Source organism: Neisseria polysaccharea, from assembly GCF_963392925.1.
Classification (GTDB): domain Bacteria; phylum Pseudomonadota; class Gammaproteobacteria; order Burkholderiales; family Neisseriaceae; genus Neisseria; species Neisseria polysaccharea.
In genome coordinates, this window is sequence record NZ_CAUJNZ010000001.1 from 1 (window position 1) to 18,262 (window position 18,262).

The 18,262-nt window shown below is 52.4% G+C and carries 16 protein-coding genes; 12 read left to right on the forward strand and 4 right to left on the reverse strand.

Annotation, left to right across the window (positions count from 1 at the left end):
• The 8 genes from RDY34_RS00005 to ilvC all read left to right on the forward strand — a co-directional run.
• Window positions 1–700, forward strand: a 700-nt coding sequence (locus RDY34_RS00005) for a DUF7146 domain-containing protein (RefSeq protein ID WP_308184438.1), incomplete at its 5' end; no start/stop codon positions are given.
• 118 nt (window positions 701–818) lie between these two features.
• Window positions 819–2,582: a DUF927 domain-containing protein gene (locus tag RDY34_RS00010; RefSeq protein ID WP_308074141.1), complete on the forward strand. Its 1,764-nt coding sequence runs from the start codon at window positions 819–821 to the stop codon at window positions 2,580–2,582.
• A gap of 57 nt (window positions 2,583–2,639) precedes the next feature.
• On the forward strand, window positions 2,640–2,972 hold the full coding sequence (locus tag RDY34_RS00015; protein ID WP_308074142.1) for a DUF4258 domain-containing protein: 333 nt from the start codon (window positions 2,640–2,642) through the stop codon (window positions 2,970–2,972).
• 2 nt (window positions 2,973–2,974) lie between these two features.
• A complete protein-coding gene (locus tag RDY34_RS00020; RefSeq protein WP_308074143.1) occupies window positions 2,975–3,418 on the forward strand; it encodes a helix-turn-helix domain-containing protein in 444 nt (147 codons plus the stop codon).
• 1,036 nt (window positions 3,419–4,454) lie between these two features.
• Complete coding sequence (gene ilvB / locus RDY34_RS00025; protein WP_308074144.1) at window positions 4,455–6,182, forward strand: biosynthetic-type acetolactate synthase large subunit; 1,728 nt, start codon at window positions 4,455–4,457, stop codon at window positions 6,180–6,182.
• 10 nt (window positions 6,183–6,192) lie between these two features.
• Window positions 6,193–6,684 carry an acetolactate synthase small subunit gene (ilvN, locus tag RDY34_RS00030; RefSeq protein ID WP_308074145.1) on the forward strand — a complete coding sequence of 164 codons (492 nt, stop codon included), beginning with the start codon at window positions 6,193–6,195 and terminating at the stop codon, window positions 6,682–6,684.
• Window positions 6,685–6,743: 59 nt separating this feature from the next.
• Window positions 6,744–7,037, forward strand: coding sequence for a putative quinol monooxygenase (locus RDY34_RS00035; protein WP_107819372.1), 294 nt, complete (start codon window positions 6,744–6,746; stop codon window positions 7,035–7,037).
• 73 nt (window positions 7,038–7,110) lie between these two features.
• Complete coding sequence (ilvC, locus tag RDY34_RS00040; protein ID WP_308075228.1) at window positions 7,111–8,124, forward strand: ketol-acid reductoisomerase; 1,014 nt, start codon at window positions 7,111–7,113, stop codon at window positions 8,122–8,124.
• A 117-nt stretch (window positions 8,125–8,241) separates the two neighbouring features.
• Here the strand turns inward: ilvC and RDY34_RS00045 are convergent, their stop codons facing one another.
• The 4 genes from RDY34_RS00045 to lptF form a co-directional block, all read right to left on the reverse strand.
• Window positions 8,242–9,237, reverse strand: a complete 996-nt coding sequence (locus tag RDY34_RS00045) for an ornithine carbamoyltransferase (protein ID WP_003754438.1) — start codon at window positions 9,235–9,237, stop codon at window positions 8,242–8,244.
• 144 nt (window positions 9,238–9,381) lie between these two features.
• Window positions 9,382–11,967, reverse strand: a complete 2,586-nt coding sequence (gene acnB / locus RDY34_RS00050; protein ID WP_115437533.1) for a bifunctional aconitate hydratase 2/2-methylisocitrate dehydratase — start codon at window positions 11,965–11,967, stop codon at window positions 9,382–9,384.
• 209 nt (window positions 11,968–12,176) lie between these two features.
• Window positions 12,177–13,247 carry an LPS export ABC transporter permease LptG gene (gene lptG / locus RDY34_RS00055; protein ID WP_115437532.1) on the reverse strand — a complete coding sequence of 357 codons (1,071 nt, stop codon included), beginning with the start codon at window positions 13,245–13,247 and terminating at the stop codon, window positions 12,177–12,179.
• Window positions 13,244–14,359 carry an LPS export ABC transporter permease LptF gene (gene lptF, locus RDY34_RS00060; RefSeq protein WP_308074150.1) on the reverse strand — a complete coding sequence of 372 codons (1,116 nt, stop codon included), beginning with the start codon at window positions 14,357–14,359 and terminating at the stop codon, window positions 13,244–13,246. Before lptF ends, lptG begins: the two co-directional genes overlap by 4 nt.
• A gap of 167 nt (window positions 14,360–14,526) precedes the next feature.
• On the opposite strand from lptF, the gene RDY34_RS00065 reads away from it, so the two are divergent.
• The 4 genes from RDY34_RS00065 to purN all read left to right on the forward strand — a co-directional run bounded on the left by RDY34_RS00065 (window position 14,527) and on the right by purN (window position 18,259).
• A complete protein-coding gene (locus RDY34_RS00065; protein WP_308074151.1) occupies window positions 14,527–15,933 on the forward strand; it encodes a leucyl aminopeptidase in 1,407 nt (468 codons plus the stop codon).
• A gap of 74 nt (window positions 15,934–16,007) precedes the next feature.
• Window positions 16,008–16,448, forward strand: coding sequence for a DNA polymerase III subunit chi (locus tag RDY34_RS00070; protein WP_003754458.1), 441 nt, complete (start codon window positions 16,008–16,010; stop codon window positions 16,446–16,448).
• A gap of 259 nt (window positions 16,449–16,707) precedes the next feature.
• The gene (locus RDY34_RS00075; protein WP_003754459.1) at window positions 16,708–17,526 is read left to right on the forward strand and encodes an FKBP-type peptidyl-prolyl cis-trans isomerase; all 819 of its coding nucleotides are present in this window, start codon (window positions 16,708–16,710) and stop codon (window positions 17,524–17,526) included.
• A 106-nt stretch (window positions 17,527–17,632) separates the two neighbouring features.
• Entirely contained in the window at window positions 17,633–18,259 is a 627-nt protein-coding gene (purN, locus tag RDY34_RS00080) for a phosphoribosylglycinamide formyltransferase (RefSeq protein ID WP_025456935.1), read from the forward strand.
• Window positions 18,260–18,262: the final 3 nt, after the last annotated feature.

Genomic DNA, 18,262 nt, shown 5'->3' on the forward strand with positions numbered 1-18,262 from the left:
CGGCAAACTTGCCGCATTGTGGGACGAAGCAGAGCCGTTAACGCCCGATTGCCCCGTTGTCCAGTATTGGACATCACGCGGCTTAAACGCGGCATACCTTCCCGAAAACATCCGCCATCATGCAGGCATGGAATATTGGACGCAGGGAGAGGACGGCAAACCGCTGTTCATCGGGCGTTTCCACGCGGCAATAGCGGCTTCCACACGCGGCGGCACTGTTTGCGGTTTGCACATTACCTATCTGGAAGCACAACGGGGCGGCGGCTTTGCCAAAGCGCGGATTAAGCACCCCCAAACGGGCGAAGCCTTGCCCGCCAAGAAAATGCGAAGCCGCAAACAGGGCGCAATGACGGGCGGGGCGGTTTACCTGTTCCCCGTCCCTGAAAACGGGCGGCTGATGGTAGCGGAGGGCATAGAAACCGCCTTAGCCGCGCGTGAGCTGTTCAACGCCCATGATTGGGGCTTATGCGCCTCCCTAAGCGCAAACGGCATGAAGCGGCTGGAGCTTTCAGACGGCATTAAAGAGCTTGCCGTTATCGCAGACCACGACGCACCGCGCCCCGTAGGGGAAACGGCGGCATTAAGCCTGGCAAAACGCGCCCAAAGCGGCGGAATAGCCGTCCGATACTGGATAAGCGGCACGGCGGGCTATGACGCGCTGGACGAATTGAACGACCGCAAACGCAGCGGCAAGGCGTAAAAAATGCCGTCTGAAAAACAGGCGGCATTTGTAGGCGGCAATGGATTATTTATCAAGCGGAAACCAAACGCGGAAAACTGCGAAAGGCAACCAAACCCATACAGGAGATTTTAACACTATGTGTAAAGAAGTAAAGCCGAATTTCGCAGAAGAAGCCGCCCCGTTGGGCGATATGTCGGAATTTGCCGCGCCGTTTGCACAGCCGCGCTACGACGTGGACAGTTCGGGCGTGTGGTATATCGGCGTTAAGACCGACAGGGAGGGCAACACGCAGGAAGCCACGCCGGTAAAACTCTCATCCCCTATCGACATCATAGGCAGGGGCACGGACAACGACGGCGCATATTACCGCGTGATACGCTGGCAGGACACCAACACGCACCGAACCAAAACCGCCGCCATCCCGCAATCGGAAATCGGTACAGTTCAAGGCTGGCAGCGTTTGCAGTCTTACGGCTTGGCTGTCTTATCGGGCAGGGTTAAGCGTGAGCGGCTTTCCGACTATTTGCAGACACAGGGCAGCGGCGATATTTACACCATTACCGACCGCGCAGGCTGGCACAAAGACACCTATATCATGCCTAGCGGGGAAACCATCACGGCAACCGACAAAGGCCCCGCCATCATCTATAACGGAGACACCAGCCAAAGGGAGGGCTATACGGAATCGGGCAGCCTTGAAGAATGGCGGCAGGAAGCCGCCCGATACGCAGAGGGCAACAGCCGCCTATGCCTTGCATTGGGCTTAAGCCTTGCCGCGCCGTTCTTGGCACTGCTGCACGAAGAGGGCGGCGGCGTACACTTGGCAGGCAGTTCGTCCAAAGGCAAAACCACAGCCGCCAACCTTGCATTAAGCGTATGGGGCAGCTATGAAGCCACAAAAAGCAACTGGGACACTACCGCATTAGGTTTGCAGAATGCCGCCTTAGCGCGTAACGACGGCTTTTTAGCACTGGACGAAATCGGACAGACCGCAGACCCGCGAAGAATCCCCCAAATGGTTTACAGCGTGATTAACGGCATATCGAAAACACAGGGCGCGAAAGACGGCGGCAACCGCAAACAAAAGACATGGCGCAATTTGATACTCTCAACGGGCGAAACCAACCCCGAAAGCCTAATCGGAGACCGCGCCCAATGGAAGGCAGGCAACCGCGCCCGATTGCCCGATATACAGGCAGAAGCCAAACACGGCATATACGACACGCTGCACGGCTTCACAGACGGCGCGAAACTGTCGGAGCATATCAACAGGGCAGCCGCCAAGAAATACGGCACGGCAGGGCGCGCCCTTATCCGCCAAATCCTTTCAGACGGCAAAGAAGCCGCCGCCGAAACCATAGAAGCAACACGCGCCCGATACCTTGAAGCCTTGCCGCCTATGGAAGGGCAGGCACGGAGGATAGCCCGCCGTTTTACCCTTTTAGCCGCCGTTTTAGAATATGCCGCGCCCATCACAGGATTAAAGACAGGCGGGGCGGCGGTTATGCAGTGCTTTCACGAATGGCTGGAAGAGAACGGCACAGGAGACCGCGAAGCAGAAGCGATATGCAGCCAGTTGGACGACTTTATCGCACAATATGCCGATTCCCCGCGCTTCCTGTCGTGGAGCGAAAGAGACGCGCCATACACCATGACAGGAGGTAAAGGCAAAGGGCATGCAGGCTTTAAAGTGCAGGTTGGCGGCAATGACGAGTTTTACATCCTGCCGCTGGTGTTTAGAGAAGAAATCGCCCAATCGTTCCCGATTCATACCGTGTGTAAGGTACTATCGGAAAAAGGACGCTTGAAGCCGTCCAAAAACGGCTACCAGCACCAAATCAAAGTGAACAAGAAGCCGATACGCCATTATTTAATCATTGAGCCGCTAGAACTTGATTGATACAGAGAGCCGCCGAAGGCAGCTTTGTCATACTGCTTTACAACGCATTAAACGGCAATGTATCATAATGATACATTGCAAGGGGGAGAGATGACGAAACAGGAAATTATCAGGCAGATACGCCAAGCGGCGGCAAGCGGCAAAATCCTTTATACCCAGCACGCAATAGAAAGAATGCAGCAGCGCGAAATATCCCGCCTTATGGTGGTGCAGTGTCTTTTAGCAGGCACATCAACGCGCCCAGCCTTTCATAATACCGCGCATCAAACCTATGAATGTAGGATTAGCCACTATGCCGCAGGTACAAATTATGACGTAGTTGCCGCTATATCGCCTCAAAGACCCGATGCAATCATTGTTACCGTTATTAATACCGACGACAGGGATTAGCCATGTATCACTATACAATGTCAGGACTGGACAACATTTATTTAAGCAACGGTTACACCGTGGAGCAGACACCATACGGGGAAGCTGTCAGCATAGAAGCAGCCGAAGAATTGGACGGACAAATCGCCCTGAATCTAATCAGCCAGCCGCGCCCGTTAAGCGCGAAAGAGTTTAGATTTTTACGCCAACAAACAGGAATGAGCCAAAGCGACGTGGGGGCATTTATCGGAGCAGACCGCCAAACCGTAGCAAGATGGGAGAAGCAGGAAACGCCATTGCCGCAATATGCAGACAGTTTAATCAGGCTGTTATATTCAGGCTATCACGCGCAGGACATCACAACAACAAGCCTGATAAAGACCCTGAACGCCTTAGACAAAGCCAAAAACAGCCGCATCATCCTAAGCAGGCAAAAAAGACAATGGGCAGCAGCCGAAACCGCCTAAACCGAAACAGCCGCCGAAAGGCGGCTTTTTTACGCTATCGAGAGCAGGGAGACGAAAGAAAAAGGCTATCACGGCACGGGAAAAGCCAAAAAATAGGCGGAAAACGGGGAAAGAGTTGTTACAGTTGTTACCGACTTGTTACCGAAAAACGCAAAAAGAAATATTAAAATCATAATGTTGCGAAGCGGTAACAAGAGTAACAACGGTAACAAGTGATTTTTATATATATACTGTTTTTTTATACGGGGCGGCGGCGCATGATTGCCGATGTTACAATGTGCCCATATTTTACAGCTTGGCAGAAATGCCACAAACCGCCCCTGAAAAATTTTGACTTTGACAAATTTACGGTATTTTTTACGGTATTATTGATTTTCCTAAAAATAAAATATATTTAAATCAGTGTGATATGCTTTCATTTCGAGAGAGATCCTGCCGCTTTTAGAGCGGTTATTTTTTTGTCTATTACTGTTTAATGAAATAGATAAGATTAAATACAATCAATATCTTAAGTTGTTGTTAGCCCTCTTGGTTCTGTCAATGCCGCCCAATACAGTCCGGTGCAATGAGCCATTTTCAGGAAGTATGGTTGGGAATATTTTTGATATATCAAAAATAAAATCAAGTTCAATCAATATTCCGAGTCTTTATTGGGATGAAACCCTGTAAATTTTAAAATTCTTGATACCGAAGAAGGATTTTTCACATCTGCCCCTCCTGTATAAACTGTCAACAATTTCCATCTTTCAAAAAAGGTACTCCTGATTTTATTCTTTTAAAATCAATCAATAATATCTCCATCTTCAAAAAATATTAAAAGATGAAAGATTTTTCTTGATTGAACTGTCGGTTTGCGTTATCGTTTCTACTCTTTTTCACAAACTCTGTGTTTCTTTCCAATTGATTGGATAATCCGTCTGTTGCTGTGTTCTTCCAATGCGCGTACCCTAAATCGCTGCTTGGTGGAATTGCATTACAGGTGCTGTGGCAAAGCGGTTTGTCCCTATTGGTTTGAAACCGTATAAAAGAGGTCGTTATGCAGTTATCAGGCGCACAAATCATAGTGCAGAGTCTCAAAGCCGAAGATGTCGAGTACGTTTTCGGTTATCCCGGCGGTGCGGTTATCGAAATCTACGATGCCCTGTTCCAACTCAATAAATTCAAACACATTCTTACCCGCCATGAGCAGGCGGCAGTACACGCGGCAGATGCGTATGCGCGCGTCAGCGGTAAGGTGGGCGTGGCATTGGTTACATCCGGCCCGGGCGTTACCAATGCACTGACCGGTATTGCTACTGCCTATACGGATTCGATTCCGATGGTGGTCATCAGCGGACAGGTAGGCAATTCCCTGATTGGTACGGATGCGTTCCAAGAAGTTGATACGGTGGGTATTACCCGTCCGTGCGTCAAACACAATTTCCTGGTTACGGACATCAATGAGTTGGCGGAAACCATTAAAAAGGCGTTCCAAATTGCCGCAAGCGGCCGACCGGGACCCGTGGTGGTTGATGTCCCGAAAGATGTTACGCAGGCGATGGCGAAATTCAGCTATCATCAGGAAGATATTTTTATCCGTTCGTATCAACCGGTTGTTCAAGGGCATATCGGTCAGATTAAAAAGGCCGTGCAGATGTTGGCATCTGCCAAACGTCCGGTCGTCTATTTTGGCGGCGGCGTGGTGTTGGGTAATGCTTCTGAAGAGCTGACCCGATTTGTCCGAATGACGGGTGCTCCGTGCACGGGTACGCTGATGGGCTTGGGTGCTTATCCTTCCAGCGACCGCCAATTCCTCGGTATGCTCGGTATGCACGGTACTTACGAGGCAAACCTTGCCATGCAGAATGCGGATGTCGTTCTTGCCGTAGGTGCGCGTTTTGACGACCGTGTGGTTTCCGTACCGTCCAAATTTTTCGAGAAGGCGAAGAAGGTTATCCATATCGATGTCGATCCTTCCAGCATCGCCAAACGCGTGAAGGTGGACATTCCGATTGTCGGCGACGTGAAAAACGTTTTGTCCGAGATGGTTGCGCTGTGGCAAAAACAAGAGTCCGTGCCGTCTGAAGATGCTTTGGGCAAATGGTGGAAAACCATAGAGGAATGGCGTTCCCGCGATTGCTTGTGGTTTGACAACGGCAGCGAAATTATCAAGCCCCAATATGTGATTCAGAAGCTTGCCGAGATTACCGGCAATTCGGCAATCATCACATCGGATGTAGGGCAGCATCAAATGTTTGCGGCTCAATATTATCCCTTCGAACGTCCGCGCCAATGGCTCAATTCCGGCGGTTTGGGTACGATGGGCGTGGGTCTGCCTTATGCGATTGGTGCAAAACTTGCCGCCCCGGATCAAGACGTATTCTGTATTACCGGCGACGGCTCGATCCAGATGAACATCCAAGAGCTGTCCACCTGTTTCCAATATCGGATTCCGGTTAACGTCATTACGCTGAACAACGGTTATCTTGGTATGGTACGCCAGTGGCAGGAAATATATTACGGCGGTCGAGAGTCGGAAACCTATTTCGATTCTTTGCCCGATTTCGTCAAACTTGCCGAGGCATACGGCCATATCGGTATCCGCGTGGACAAGAAGTCTGATGTGGAAGGTGCGTTGTTGGAAGCATTGAACCAAAAAGACAGGCTGGTGTTTATCGACTTCCTGACCGACCAGAAACAGAATGTGATGCCCATGGTCGGCAACGGCAAAGGTTTGGACGAAATGGTACTTCCGCCGCATATGCGTGCGGACGAAAAGGCGTAAGGAGAGACAAATGCGACATATCTTATCTGTTCTGATTGAAAACGAATCAGGTGCGATGAGCCGCGTGGTCGGTTTGTTCTCTGCACGCGATTACAATATCGATTCTTTGGCGGTTGCGCCGACCGAAGACAAAACCCTGTCCCGTATGACCATCGTTACCCACGGCGATGAGCAGGTCATCGAACAAATCACCAAGCAACTCAATAAATTGATTGAAGTGATTAAAGTGGTCGATTTGAACGAAAGTCGTTTTGTCGAACGCGAATTGATGCTGGTAAAAGTCCGCGCCGTTGGCAAAGACCGCGACGAATTTTTACGCCTGACAGAAATCTACCGTGGCAGCATCATCGATGTAACCGACCGTAGCTACACCATCGAAATCACAGGCTCAACCGACAAACTCGACTCTTTCCTCGAAACTGTCGGACGCGCTCAGATTCTGGAAACCGTACGTACAGGCGCAGCCGGCATCGGCCGCGGCGAGCGTATCTTGAAAATTTAATACCGCCGTTTTTCAGACGGCAATATGCCGTCTGAAAAACAAAGCGGGAGGAGAGATTGATGTCAAACATTAAAATCGTCGCACTGGTTACTGTTAAACCCGAATACACGGAAACGCTGAAACCCTTGTTCCAAAGCCTGGTCAAAGCCAGCCGCGCGGAAGAAGGCAACATCAGCTACGACCTGCATCAGGAAATCGGCAAGCCAAACCGTTTCGTTTTCGTTGAAAACTGGAAATCTCAGGCTGCCATCGATGCGCACAATGCCAGCGAACATTTTCAAGGTTTCGTTAAAGCCATCGACGGCAAAACCGATGCGCTCGAAATTGTTTTGATGGAAGATATCCCCGTTTAACCCTTTACCCTCAATCTAACCGTCCGGCATTCTCAACACAAAGCCGGAACTCATTTTATTCAAAGGAAATCAAATGCAAGTTTATTACGATAAAGATGCCGACCTGTCTCTGATTAAAGGCAAAACCGTTGCCATCATCGGTTACGGTTCGCAAGGTCATGCCCATGCCGCCAACCTGAAAGATTCGGGTGTAAACGTGGTGATCGGTCTGCGCCAAGGCTCTTCTTGGAAAAAAGCCGAAGCAGCCGGCCATGTCGTCAAAACTGTTGCTGAAGCGACCAAAGAAGCCGATGTCGTTATGCTGCTGCTGCCTGACGAAACCATGCCTGCCGTTTATCATGCCGAAGTTGCCGCCAACTTGAAACAGGGTGCAACCTTGGCTTTTGCGCACGGTTTTAACGTACATTACAACCAAATTGTTCCCCGTTCTGATTTGGATGTTATTATGGTTGCTCCTAAAGGACCGGGTCATACTGTACGCAGCGAATATAAACGCGGCGGCGGTGTTCCTTCATTGATCGCCGTTTACCAAGACAATTCCGGCAAAGCTAAAGATATTGCCCTGTCTTATGCGGCTGCCAATGGCGGTACCAAAGGTGGCGTGATTGAGACCACTTTCCGCGAGGAAACCGAAACTGACCTGTTCGGCGAGCAAGCGGTGTTGTGCGGTGGTGTGGTCGAATTGATTAAGGCCGGTTTTGAAACTTTGACTGAAGCCGGTTATGCACCTGAAATGGCTTACTTCGAATGTCTGCACGAAATGAAATTAATCGTCGACTTAATCTTCGAAGGCGGTATTGCGAACATGAACTATTCTATTTCCAACAATGCAGAGTACGGCGAATATGTTACCGGTCCCGAAGTAGTAAATGCATCGAGCAAAGAAGCCATGCGTAACGCCCTGAAACGCATCCAAACCGGCGAATATGCGAAAATGTTTATCCAAGAAGGTAATGTCAACTACGCATCTATGACTGCCCGCCGCCGTTTGAATGCCGACCACCAAGTTGAAAAAGTCGGCGCACAACTGCGTGCCATGATGCCTTGGATTACTGCCAACAAATTGGTTGACCAAGACAAAAACTGATTGTTTTCAAACGGGACTGCCTACACATCGTGTAGGCAGTTTTTATATGGATGCCGTCTGAACATCGTGTTCAGACGGCATCTGTGTTGCGGATGAATTTAAACAGGTACAGTTCTGTCAGTCGCCCAGAGCCGCGACCATTACCGCTTTAATCGTGTGCATACGGTTTTCCGCTTGGTCGAACACGATGCTGGCAGGGCTTTCGAATACTTCTTCCGTTACTTCTACGCCGTTTAAGCCGAAGGTTTCGTAAATCCATTCGCCGACTTTGGTTTCTCGGTTGTGAAAGGCGGGCAGGCAGTGCATGAATTTGACCTGCGGATTGCCCGATGCCGCCATCAGTTCGGGGGTAACGCGGTAATCTTTCAGCAAATCGATGCGTTCCTGCCAGACTTCTTTCGGCTCGCCCATGCTGACCCATACGTCAGTATGAATGAAACCGACACCTTTGACGGCTTCATGCGCGTTTTCGGTCAGGGTAATTTTTGCGCCGGTTTCTTTGGCGGCGGCGTGTGCGGCGGCGATAATGCCTTCAGACGGCCACAGGCTTTCCGGTGCTCCGATACGCACGTCCATTCCCAATTTTGCCCCTAAAATCAGCAGGGAATTGCCCATGTTGTAACGCGCGTCGCCGACGTAGGCAAACGCGGTTTGGTTCAGAGGTTTGCTGCTATGTTCGCGCATAGTCAGTGCGTCGGCAAGCATTTGTGTGGGATGGAACTCGTTGGTCAGCCCGTTGAACACGGGTACGCCCGCATATTTTGCCAATTCTTCAACAATTTCCTGACCGAAGCCGCGATATTCGATGGCATCGTACATCCTGCCCAAGACGCGCGCCGTGTCTTTGATGCTTTCTTTGTGCCCGATTTGGCTGGCAGACGGTTCCAGATAGGTTGCACCCGCGCCTTGATCGCGTGCGGCGACTTCAAATGCGCAGCGTGTGCGCGTGGATGTTTTTTCAAAAATCAGGGCGATGTTTTTCCCTTTCATCCGCTGCACTTCGCACCCTGCCTTTTTGGCGGCTTTCAATTCGGCGGCAAGGTCGAGGTAGGCGGTGATTTCTTCCGGCGTGAAGTCTAAGAGTTTCAAGAAGTGGCGGTTTTTCAGGTTCATATTATCGTCTGCCTTGTATGGCGGATGGGGAGGATTACATTATACTGCCCGTTAAAAGGGGAGATTGGCAGAATATTATAATGCCGTCTGAAAAACTTTCAGACGGCATGGGTGCCAACCCCTTATATCACGGGGTTGCTCCGGTTAAACATTCACGGTTTCGGCTACTTCGTTGTAGCTGTCGATTTCGTTGAAGTTCATGTAACGGTAGATTTGGTCGCCTTGTTCGTTGATGATGCCGATATTGGCTTGATATTCTTCAACGGTCGGGATTTTACCCAGTTTGGAGCAAATCGCCGCCAATTCTGCCGAGCCGAGGTAAACGAAGGTGTTTTTACCCAAGCGGTTCGGGAAGTTGCGGGTGGAAGTGGACATGACGGTCGCGCCTTCGTGCACTTGGGCTTGGTTGCCCATACACAATGAACAACCCGGCATTTCCATACGCGCGCCGGCGCGGCCGAGTACGCCGTAGTGGCCTTCGTCGGACAACTCTTTCGCGTCCATTTTGGTCGGCGGTGCTACCCACAAGCGGACGGGGATGTCGCTCTTGCCTTCCAAGAGTTTGGAAGCAGCGCGGAAGTGGCCGATGTTGGTCATGCACGAACCGATGAACACTTCGTCGATTTTGGTGCCGGAACGTTCGGACATGAAACATACGTCGTCGGGGTCGTTCGGACAAGCAATAATCGGCTCTTTAATGTCGTCCATGTTGATTTCAATCACGGCGGCGTATTCGGCATCTTTATCCGCTTCGAGCAATTCAGGATTTGCCAACCATGCTTCCATGGCTTTGATACGGCGTTCCAAAGTGCGCGGATCTTGATAGCCGTTGGCAATCATGTTTTTCATCAACACAATGTTGGATTTCATGTACTCGATAATCGGATCTTTGTTGAGCTTCACAGTACAACCTGCAGCGGAGCGTTCGGCAGACGCATCGGTCAATTCAAAGGCTTGTTCCACTTTCAAATCAGGCAGGCCTTCGATTTCGAGAATGCGGCCGGAGAAGATGTTTTTCTTACCGGCTTTGGCAACGGTCAGCAAACCTTGTTTAATCGCGTAAAGCGGGATGGCGTTCACCAAATCGCGCAGGGTTACGCCCGGTTGCAGTTTGCCGCTGAAGCGTACCAATACGGACTCGGGCATATCGAGCGGCATTACGCCCGTTGCGGCGGCAAAAGCGACCAAGCCTGAACCTGCGGGGAAGGAAATACCGATGGGGAAACGGGTGTGGCTGTCGCCGCCGGTGCCGACGGTATCGGGCAGCAGCAGGCGGTTGAGCCACGAGTGGATGACACCGTCGCCCGGACGCAGGGACACGCCGCCACGGGTGGAAATAAAGGCGGGCAGTTCTTTATGGGTTTTTACATCGACAGGTTTCGGATAGGCGGCGGTGTGGCAGAAAGACTGCATCACCATATCGGCTGAGAAGCCCAAGCAAGCCAAGTCTTTCAACTCGTCACGGGTCATCGGACCGGTGGTGTCTTGCGAGCCGACCGTCGTCATACGCGGTTCGCAGTAAGTACCCGGGCGCACGCCTTGCCCTTCGGGCAGGCCGCAGGCGCGGCCGACCATTTTTTGTGCCAAGGTGAAACCGGCTTTGCTTTCGGCAGGTGCTTGTGGCAGGCGGAATGCAGTAGAGGCAGGCAGTTTCAGGGCTTCGCGCGCTTTGGCGGTTAGACCTCGGCCGATAATCAGGTTAATACGGCCGCCAGCTTGCACTTCGTCCAGTAATACTTGTGATTTCAGGTTGAATTCGGCAACGGTTTCGCCGTTTTTCACGATTTTGCCTTCATAAGGCAGGATATCGACGACATCGCCCATTTTCAGCGCGGAAACATCGACTTCAATCGGCAGCGCGCCGGAGTCTTCTTGAGTGTTGAAGAAAATCGGCGCGATTTTGCCGCCCAAGCACACGCCGCCGAAGCGTTTGTTCGGCACGAACGGAATGTCTTCGCCGGTATGCCAAATGACAGAGTTGGTCGCGGATTTGCGTGAAGAACCGGTACCGACCACGTCGCCAACGTAAGCAACCGGATAGCCTTTGGCTTTGAGTTCTTCCAACAATTTAATCGGGCCGACTTCGCCCGGTTTGTCGGGATTGATGCCGTCGCGCGGGTTTTTCAGCATGGCCAGCGCGTGCAACGGAATATCGGGACGACTCCATGCGTCGGGCGCGGGAGAGAGGTCGTCTGTATTGGTTTCGCCGTCAACTTTGAAGACGGTAACGGTGATTTTTTCGGGAACTTTGGCACGGGAGGTGAACCATTCGGCATCTGCCCAAGATTGCAAAACTTCCTGCGCGTATTTGTTGCCTTTTTCGGCTTTTTCCTGAACGTCGTGGAAAGAATCGAACATCAGAAGCGTATGTTTCAGGCCTTTGGCGGCAATGGGCGCGAGTTTGTCGTTGTCCAAGAGTTCGATTAAGGCGTGGATATTGTAACCGCCGAGCATCGTGCCCAACAGTTCGGTCGCATATTCGGGGGAAATCAAGGGGCTGGATGCGCTGCCTTCGGCAACGGCAGCCAGGAATGAGGCTTTGACTTTGGCGGCATCGTCCACGCCGGGCGGCACGCGGTGGGCAAGCAATTCGACCAAAAATCCGCCTTCGCCTGCGGGCGGGTTTTTCAGCAGCTCGACCAAATCGGCGGTTTGCTGCGCGTTCAAAGGGAGGGCGGGAATGCCGAGGGCGGCACGCTCGGCGGCGGCTTTACGATAGGCTTCTAACATCTCTTTGTTCCTTTTTCTGTTTTTCTTTTATCCGGTTGCAAATGACTTGCGTTAAATATTGTAAACAATATTTGCACCGCTATCATAGACTAGTTTTAACAAAAATGGAACTGTTATGACAGGCTGTGTAATAGGGAACGGCTATCTGTCTGTGGGAATGTGCCAATGAAAACAAATGCCGTCTGAAGAGAGGTTCAGACGGCATTTGTTCAACGTTTTTCCTGTTTGCGTATCAACCGGACGGCAAGTAGGGCAAACAGGGCGGTGGGCAGGATGCCGGCGAGGAAGGGCGGCACGCCGTACAACTGGCCGGCAAACCCGAAGAGCCTGCCGGCAAAGTGGAACAGCAATCCGAGACAGATGCCGCCGAAGAGTTTCAAGCCCATATTGCCGTGGCGGGTGGTTTGCGGGGTGAAGGCGAAGGCGACGAGAGCCATGACCCAAGCGGCGACGGGGTAAACGAGTTTGCGCCACCACGCGATGGCGTAGATTTGGGTGTTTTGGCTGTTGTTTTGGAGGTGGCGGATGTAGGTGGTCAGCTCGCCGACGGACATTTGGTCGGGTTTGACGAGCAATACGTCCATCAGGTTGCGTTTGACGGAAATCGGCCAGCTTTCTTCGGCAGCGGTGGAGACTTCGACTTTGTCTTCGCCCAATATACTGCGGCGGATATTTTTCAGCTGCCAGCTGCCGTCGGTATTCAAAACGGCTGATTCGGCTTCCGCTGCTTGGGTCAGTTCGTTTTTATCGTTGCGCTGCCAAATTTTGATGCCCAAAAGCGTATGGTCGGGCAACATTTCGCGCACATTGATAATGCTGTTTTTTTCTTTCAGCCAAAGGCCGGTATTGCCGGCACTGATTTTGCCGTTGATGGCGGCGGCTTTGATGTTTTCGGCTTTTTGGCTCAGCGCGGGGGCAATCCATTCGCCGAGCGCGGCGGTGGCAATGGCGAAAATCAAACCGAACTGCGACAGGATCAACAGCAGCTTTTTGGTGCTCATGCCGCTGGCTTTGATGACAGTCAGTTCGCTGCCGGCGGCAAGCTGGCTGAGGGAAACCAGTCCGCCGATGAGAACGGCGAGGGGCATGAGTTCGTAGGCGTGTGCGGGCATCTGCATTAAAACATACTGCCCCAATTTTGCGCCGTTATAGCTGCCTTTTCCAAGATTGCCGACTTCGTTGATGATTTCAAAAAAGCTGTACAAAGCGAGGAAGGCAAGGAGGGCGTAAACCGCCATAACCGCCATTTGGCGGATGATGTAACGTGAAATCAGGTTCATTTTCCGCCTTTCAATGTCAGACTTTTGCCAACCGCCCGCCAGAAGGGTTGGCCGGGCATACTGCGGACGCGCAGAAGTACGATTGCGATGACGAACATGATGATGTGCATAGGCAGCAGTCCGAGCCAAAAATGGATTTTGCCGTCTTCCACGGCTTCAAAAAGCAGGGTCAGCCCGTTTTGGTAAATTAAAAACAAACCGATGGCAATCAGGATGTTGTAGGTGTGGCCGCTGCGCGGATTGAAATAGGAAAGCGGCACGGCAAGCAGGCAGAGCAGGAGGACGCTAACGGTCAGCGAGATGCGCCACATCAATTCCGCCCGGTGTTGGGGGTTGCTGCTGCCGATTAATTGGGCGGTCGGAATGGTGCGGCGGTGGGAAACAGGGTCGATGAGTTTGGGCGTGGTGCTGATAATCAGGCTGAGGTGTTGGAAGGAAACGCGGTTGTAATCGGCTTTGCCGGGCGTGCCGCTGTAACGGTAGCCGTCGTGCAGGTCGAGCGTGCGCTTGTTGTCGTTCAGCGAGAAATTGCCTTCTTTGGCGAAGATAATGTTGTCGTTGCCGTTTTTGTCCTGTTCGCGCAGGAACAGGTTTTTCATGATGCCTGATTCGGTGTCGAAGGTTTCGACGAAGTAAACCCTGCCGTTGCGCTTGCCCAGGCTGTTGAACTCGCCTGCTTCCACCATGGACAATTCTTGTTTCTGCTTGAGGATTTCGGCGTATTCACGGCTGCGCAGTTCCGCCCACGGCATGACCCAAAGCTGCATGACGGCAATCAGCAGGGCAAACGGCACGGCAAACTGCATGACGGGGCGTATCCACTGTTTCAACGCCAGCCCGCAGGAGAGCCAGACCGACATTTCGCTGTCGCGCCAGTAGCGGGTCAACACGGTCAGCGTGCTGATGAACGCAGTCAAAACCAGCAAAAGCGGCGTCATGCCGATAACCCAGAAACCGACCAATGCCAACACGGCATCGATGGCGACGCGCCCGTCGGCGGCTCGGCCGAGCAGGTTGATTGCCTGAGTGGAGACCAACACCGCCAAGAGGACGACGAAAATGCCGACGGCGGTAAAAGAGAGTTCTTTGATGAAGTTTCTTTGATAAATCATAGAATCGCGGCTAGGAGCGGTAGCGGTTCGGCGCAGGCGGATTGTCTGCGCAAGGTTTCAGACGACCTCTCAAATGGAGTACAATCTTTCCAACCGTTTTCAGACGACCCCTTGATGCAAAGGGTCGTCTGAAACTACCCGAAACCATCTCAATCAGGAGAATAAACGTGGAATTTAGCACAAAAGCCGGAACCTTGCAGCCGCAACAGGCAGGCGCGCAGTTATTTGTCTGCACCGAAACCGCACAATTAAACCACCCGACCGCCCTTGCCCTTTTGTCTTCGCTTGAAGAAGGTCAAACTTTTGCCGACACCAAAATCCCGACGGACAACGGTTTGCAGGCAGTCGCCGTCGTCCGCCTCGAAAAAACCGACCGCGCCGCGCTGAACAAAGCCGCCGCCGAAGCCGCCAAATGGGCGCAAAATCAGGAAACGGTCAATGTGGACATCCATGCCTTCGATGAAGCGCAAGCCGCCGCCGTTGCCGAAGCCTTTGCCATCGCATTTGGCAATGCCGCCTACCGTTTCGACCGCTATAAAAAAGAAGCCAAGCCCGCCAAATTCGCACAAGCCGTGTTCCACACCGTACACGAAGCCGCCGTCAAAGAAGCCCTGCGCGTCGCCGAGGCGCAGGTTTACGGACAAAGCCTCTGCCGCGACTTGGGCAACGCCGCACCCAACGAATGCACGCCCGAATTTTTAGCGCGCACCGCCAAAACCGAAGCCGAAAAACTGGGCGCACACGCCAAAATCATCGAAAAAGACTACATTAAAGAAAACATGGGTTCATTCTGGTCGGTCGCCAAAGGCAGCGTGGAAGACCCCTATCTGATTGAATTGAGCTACTTCGGCGCAGCCGACAAAGAAGCCGCCCCCGTCGTCTTGGTCGGCAAAGGCATCACCTTCGACACCGGCGGTATCTCCCTTAAGCCTGGTTTGAACATGGATGAAATGAAGTTTGACATGTGCGGCGCGGCAACCGTCATCAGCACCTTCTGTGCCGCCGTCAAACTGCAACTGCCGATCAACCTCGTCGCCGTCGTCGCCACCTGCGAAAACATGCCTTCCGGCGCGGCCAACAAACCGGGCGACGTCGTGAAAAGCATGAAAGGCCTGACGATTGAAGTGTTGAACACCGATGCCGAAGGTCGTCTGATTTTGTGCGACGCGCTCACTTACGCCGAGCAGTTCAAGCCTAAAGCCGTCATCGACGTCGCCACCCTGACCGGCGCGTGCATCATCGCCTTGGGACATGACGTCAGCGGCGTGATGGGCAACAATCAGGATTTGATCGACAGCCTGCTGGCTGCTTCCCGAAACGTGGACGATAAAGCATGGCAGCTGCCGCTCTTTGAAACCTATAAAGACCAGCTCAAATCCAATTTTGCCGACATTCCCAACATCGGCACGCCCGGCGCGGGCACGATTACCGCCGCAACATTCCTGTCTTACTTTACCGAAGGCTACCCGTGGGCGCACCTCGACATCGCGGGTACAGCGTGGAAATCCGGAGCGGAAAAAGGCGCGACCGGCCGTCCCGTGCCGCTGCTGTTGAACTACCTGCGCAATCTTTAACCCCGTAATCATGCCGTCTGAAACAGTGTGCCGCACCGTTCAGACGGCATCGTCCTGCCAAGCGTTCAAACAATATGCCGAAAGCCACCTTTTACACGCACGTTGCCCAAGTTCCGATTTTCACCTGCCGCCTGATTGCCCGTGCGATTCGGGACGGCGGCAGGATACTGGTGTGGTCCGACTCGTTCGGGCAGCTTCAGGAATTGGACAAAATGCTTTGGCAATACGAGGCCGAGAGTTTCATTCCGCACGAAATTTGGGAAACGGAAGAAGCCATGCCGTCTGAAACATCCGTCCTGCTTGCCTGCGGCGGCAATCTGCCCCGAATTCCCGAAGGCATGGCCGTTTTGAACTTGTCCGACAGTTTTTGGAACACCGCTCCGGTCTTGCCCGCGCGCGTTTTGGAAATCGTCGGCAACAGCCTGGAAGATCTCGCCGACGCGCGCGAACGCTTTGCCGCCTACCGCCGAAGCGGTTTTGCCATCGAACATCACGGCATGGAGGGCAAGGCATGAAATGCCGTCTGAAATGCCGCATTTACAAAATTTAAACAGGCTTGATTCTATTTGATTAAAATTTCCTTATCGGTTGAACCCCGCCACTTGGACATCTGTCCTTCGAGGCGGTAGAATCAGACCTTATTTGGGAAGGTTCAATTCCTTCCAAAACAGGGCAACACACAGATTGACACTTTATGTGTCATCCTGTGTGTTGAAACATTCAAACTCGGCTATAATCCCGTTTTTCCGACCTTATTAACAGCGAAGAGCTATTATGAACAAAATTTTCAAAATCAGCGCACTGACCCTTGCCGCCACTTTGGCACTTTCCGCCTGCGGCAAAAAAGAAGCTGCTCCCGCATCTGCATCCGAACCTGCCGCCGCTTCTGCCGCGCAGGGCGACACCTCTTCAATCGGCAGCACGATGCAGCAGGCAAGCTATGCGATGGGCGTGGACATCGGACGCTCCCTGAAGCAAATGAAGGAACAGGGCGCGGAAATCGATTTGAAAGTCTTTACCGAAGCCATGCAGGCAGTGTATGACGGCAAAGAAATCAAAATGACCGAAGAGCAGGCTCAGGAAGTCATGATGAAATTCCTGCAGGAGCAGCAGGCTAAAGCCGTAGAAAAACACAAGGCGGACGCGAAGGCCAATAAAGAAAAAGGCGAAGCCTTCCTGAAAGAAAATGCCGCCAAAGAAGGTGTGAAAACCACCGCTTCCGGCCTGCAATACAAAATCACCAAACAGGGCGAAGGCAAACAGCCGACCAAAGACGACATTGTTACCGTGGAATACGAAGGCCGCCTGATTGACGGTACGGTATTCGACAGCAGCAAAGCCAACGGCGGCCCTGCCACCTTCCCTTTGAGCCAAGTAATTCCGGGCTGGACCGAAGGCGTACAGCTTCTGAAAGAAGGCGGAGAAGCCACGTTCTACATCCCGTCCAACCTTGCCTACCGCGAACAGGGTGCGGGCGAAAAAATCGGTCCGAACTCCACTTTGGTATTTGATGTGAAACTGGTTAAGGTTGGTGCACCCGAAAATGCGTCTGCCCAACAGCCGGCTCAAGTCGACATCAAAAAAGTAAATTAAGTCCGAATCCATGCCCGAAACAGGTTTTCGGGCATTTTTACGGCAAATGCCGTCTGAAACCATCAAACAGCGGTTCAGACGGCATCCCTTTCAGAAGCGCACCATTATGAAAAACATCGTCATCCTGATTTCCGGACGCGGCAGCAATATGCAGGCAATCGTCAATGCTGCCGTTCCAAATGTCCATATCGCTGCCGTGTTGAGCAACAGCGAAACGGCTGCCGGTTTGCAATGGGCGGCCGAACGCGGCATCCCGACCGGCAGCCTGAACCATAAAAACTTTGCGTCCCGGCTTGCCTTCGATACCGCTATGATGGAGAAAATTGACGCATATCAACCCGATTTGGTGGTTTTGGCAGGTTTTATGCGGATTCTGACCCCCGAGTTTTGCGCCCATTACGAAGGCAGGCTGATGAACATCCATCCGTCCATTCTTCCCTCGTTTACCGGACTTCATACGCACGAACGCGCTTTGGAGGCAGGTTGCCGCGTTGCCGGCTGTACTATTCATTTCGTTACGGCCGAGCTGGATTGCGGCCCGATTGTATCGCAAGGGATTGTGCCGATACTTGATGGTGATACGGCAGACGATATTGCCGCACGGGTTTTGGCTGTCGAACACAAACTCTATCCGAAAGCCGTTGCCGATTTTGCCGCCGGCCGCCTGATTATCGAGGGAAACCGCGTCAGAAATTCGGAAAACGCCGATGCCGCCCGTTTCCTGACGGCGTAAACC

Coding starts and splice junctions, on each gene's coding strand:
- lptG (WP_115437532.1), bottom strand. CDS start 13,247: ATGAACCTGATTTCACGTTACATCATCCGCCAAATGGCGGTTATGGCG.
- RDY34_RS00020 (WP_308074143.1), top strand. CDS start 2,975: ATGTATCACTATACAATGTCAGGACTGGACAACATTTATTTAAGCAAC.
- RDY34_RS00010 (WP_308074141.1), top strand. CDS start 819: ATGTGTAAAGAAGTAAAGCCGAATTTCGCAGAAGAAGCCGCCCCGTTG.
- ilvN (WP_308074145.1), top strand. CDS start 6,193: ATGCGACATATCTTATCTGTTCTGATTGAAAACGAATCAGGTGCGATG.
- RDY34_RS00045 (WP_003754438.1), bottom strand. CDS start 9,237: ATGAACCTGAAAAACCGCCACTTCTTGAAACTCTTAGACTTCACGCCG.
- RDY34_RS00015 (WP_308074142.1), top strand. CDS start 2,640: ATGTATCATAATGATACATTGCAAGGGGGAGAGATGACGAAACAGGAA.
- RDY34_RS00035 (WP_107819372.1), top strand. CDS start 6,744: ATGTCAAACATTAAAATCGTCGCACTGGTTACTGTTAAACCCGAATAC.
- acnB (WP_115437533.1), bottom strand. CDS start 11,967: ATGTTAGAAGCCTATCGTAAAGCCGCCGCCGAGCGTGCCGCCCTCGGC.
- ilvB (WP_308074144.1), top strand. CDS start 4,455: ATGCAGTTATCAGGCGCACAAATCATAGTGCAGAGTCTCAAAGCCGAA.
- RDY34_RS00070 (WP_003754458.1), top strand. CDS start 16,008: ATGCCGAAAGCCACCTTTTACACGCACGTTGCCCAAGTTCCGATTTTC.
- ilvC (WP_308075228.1), top strand. CDS start 7,111: ATGCAAGTTTATTACGATAAAGATGCCGACCTGTCTCTGATTAAAGGC.
- RDY34_RS00075 (WP_003754459.1), top strand. CDS start 16,708: ATGAACAAAATTTTCAAAATCAGCGCACTGACCCTTGCCGCCACTTTG.
- purN (WP_025456935.1), top strand. CDS start 17,633: ATGAAAAACATCGTCATCCTGATTTCCGGACGCGGCAGCAATATGCAG.
- lptF (WP_308074150.1), bottom strand. CDS start 14,359: ATGATTTATCAAAGAAACTTCATCAAAGAACTCTCTTTTACCGCCGTC.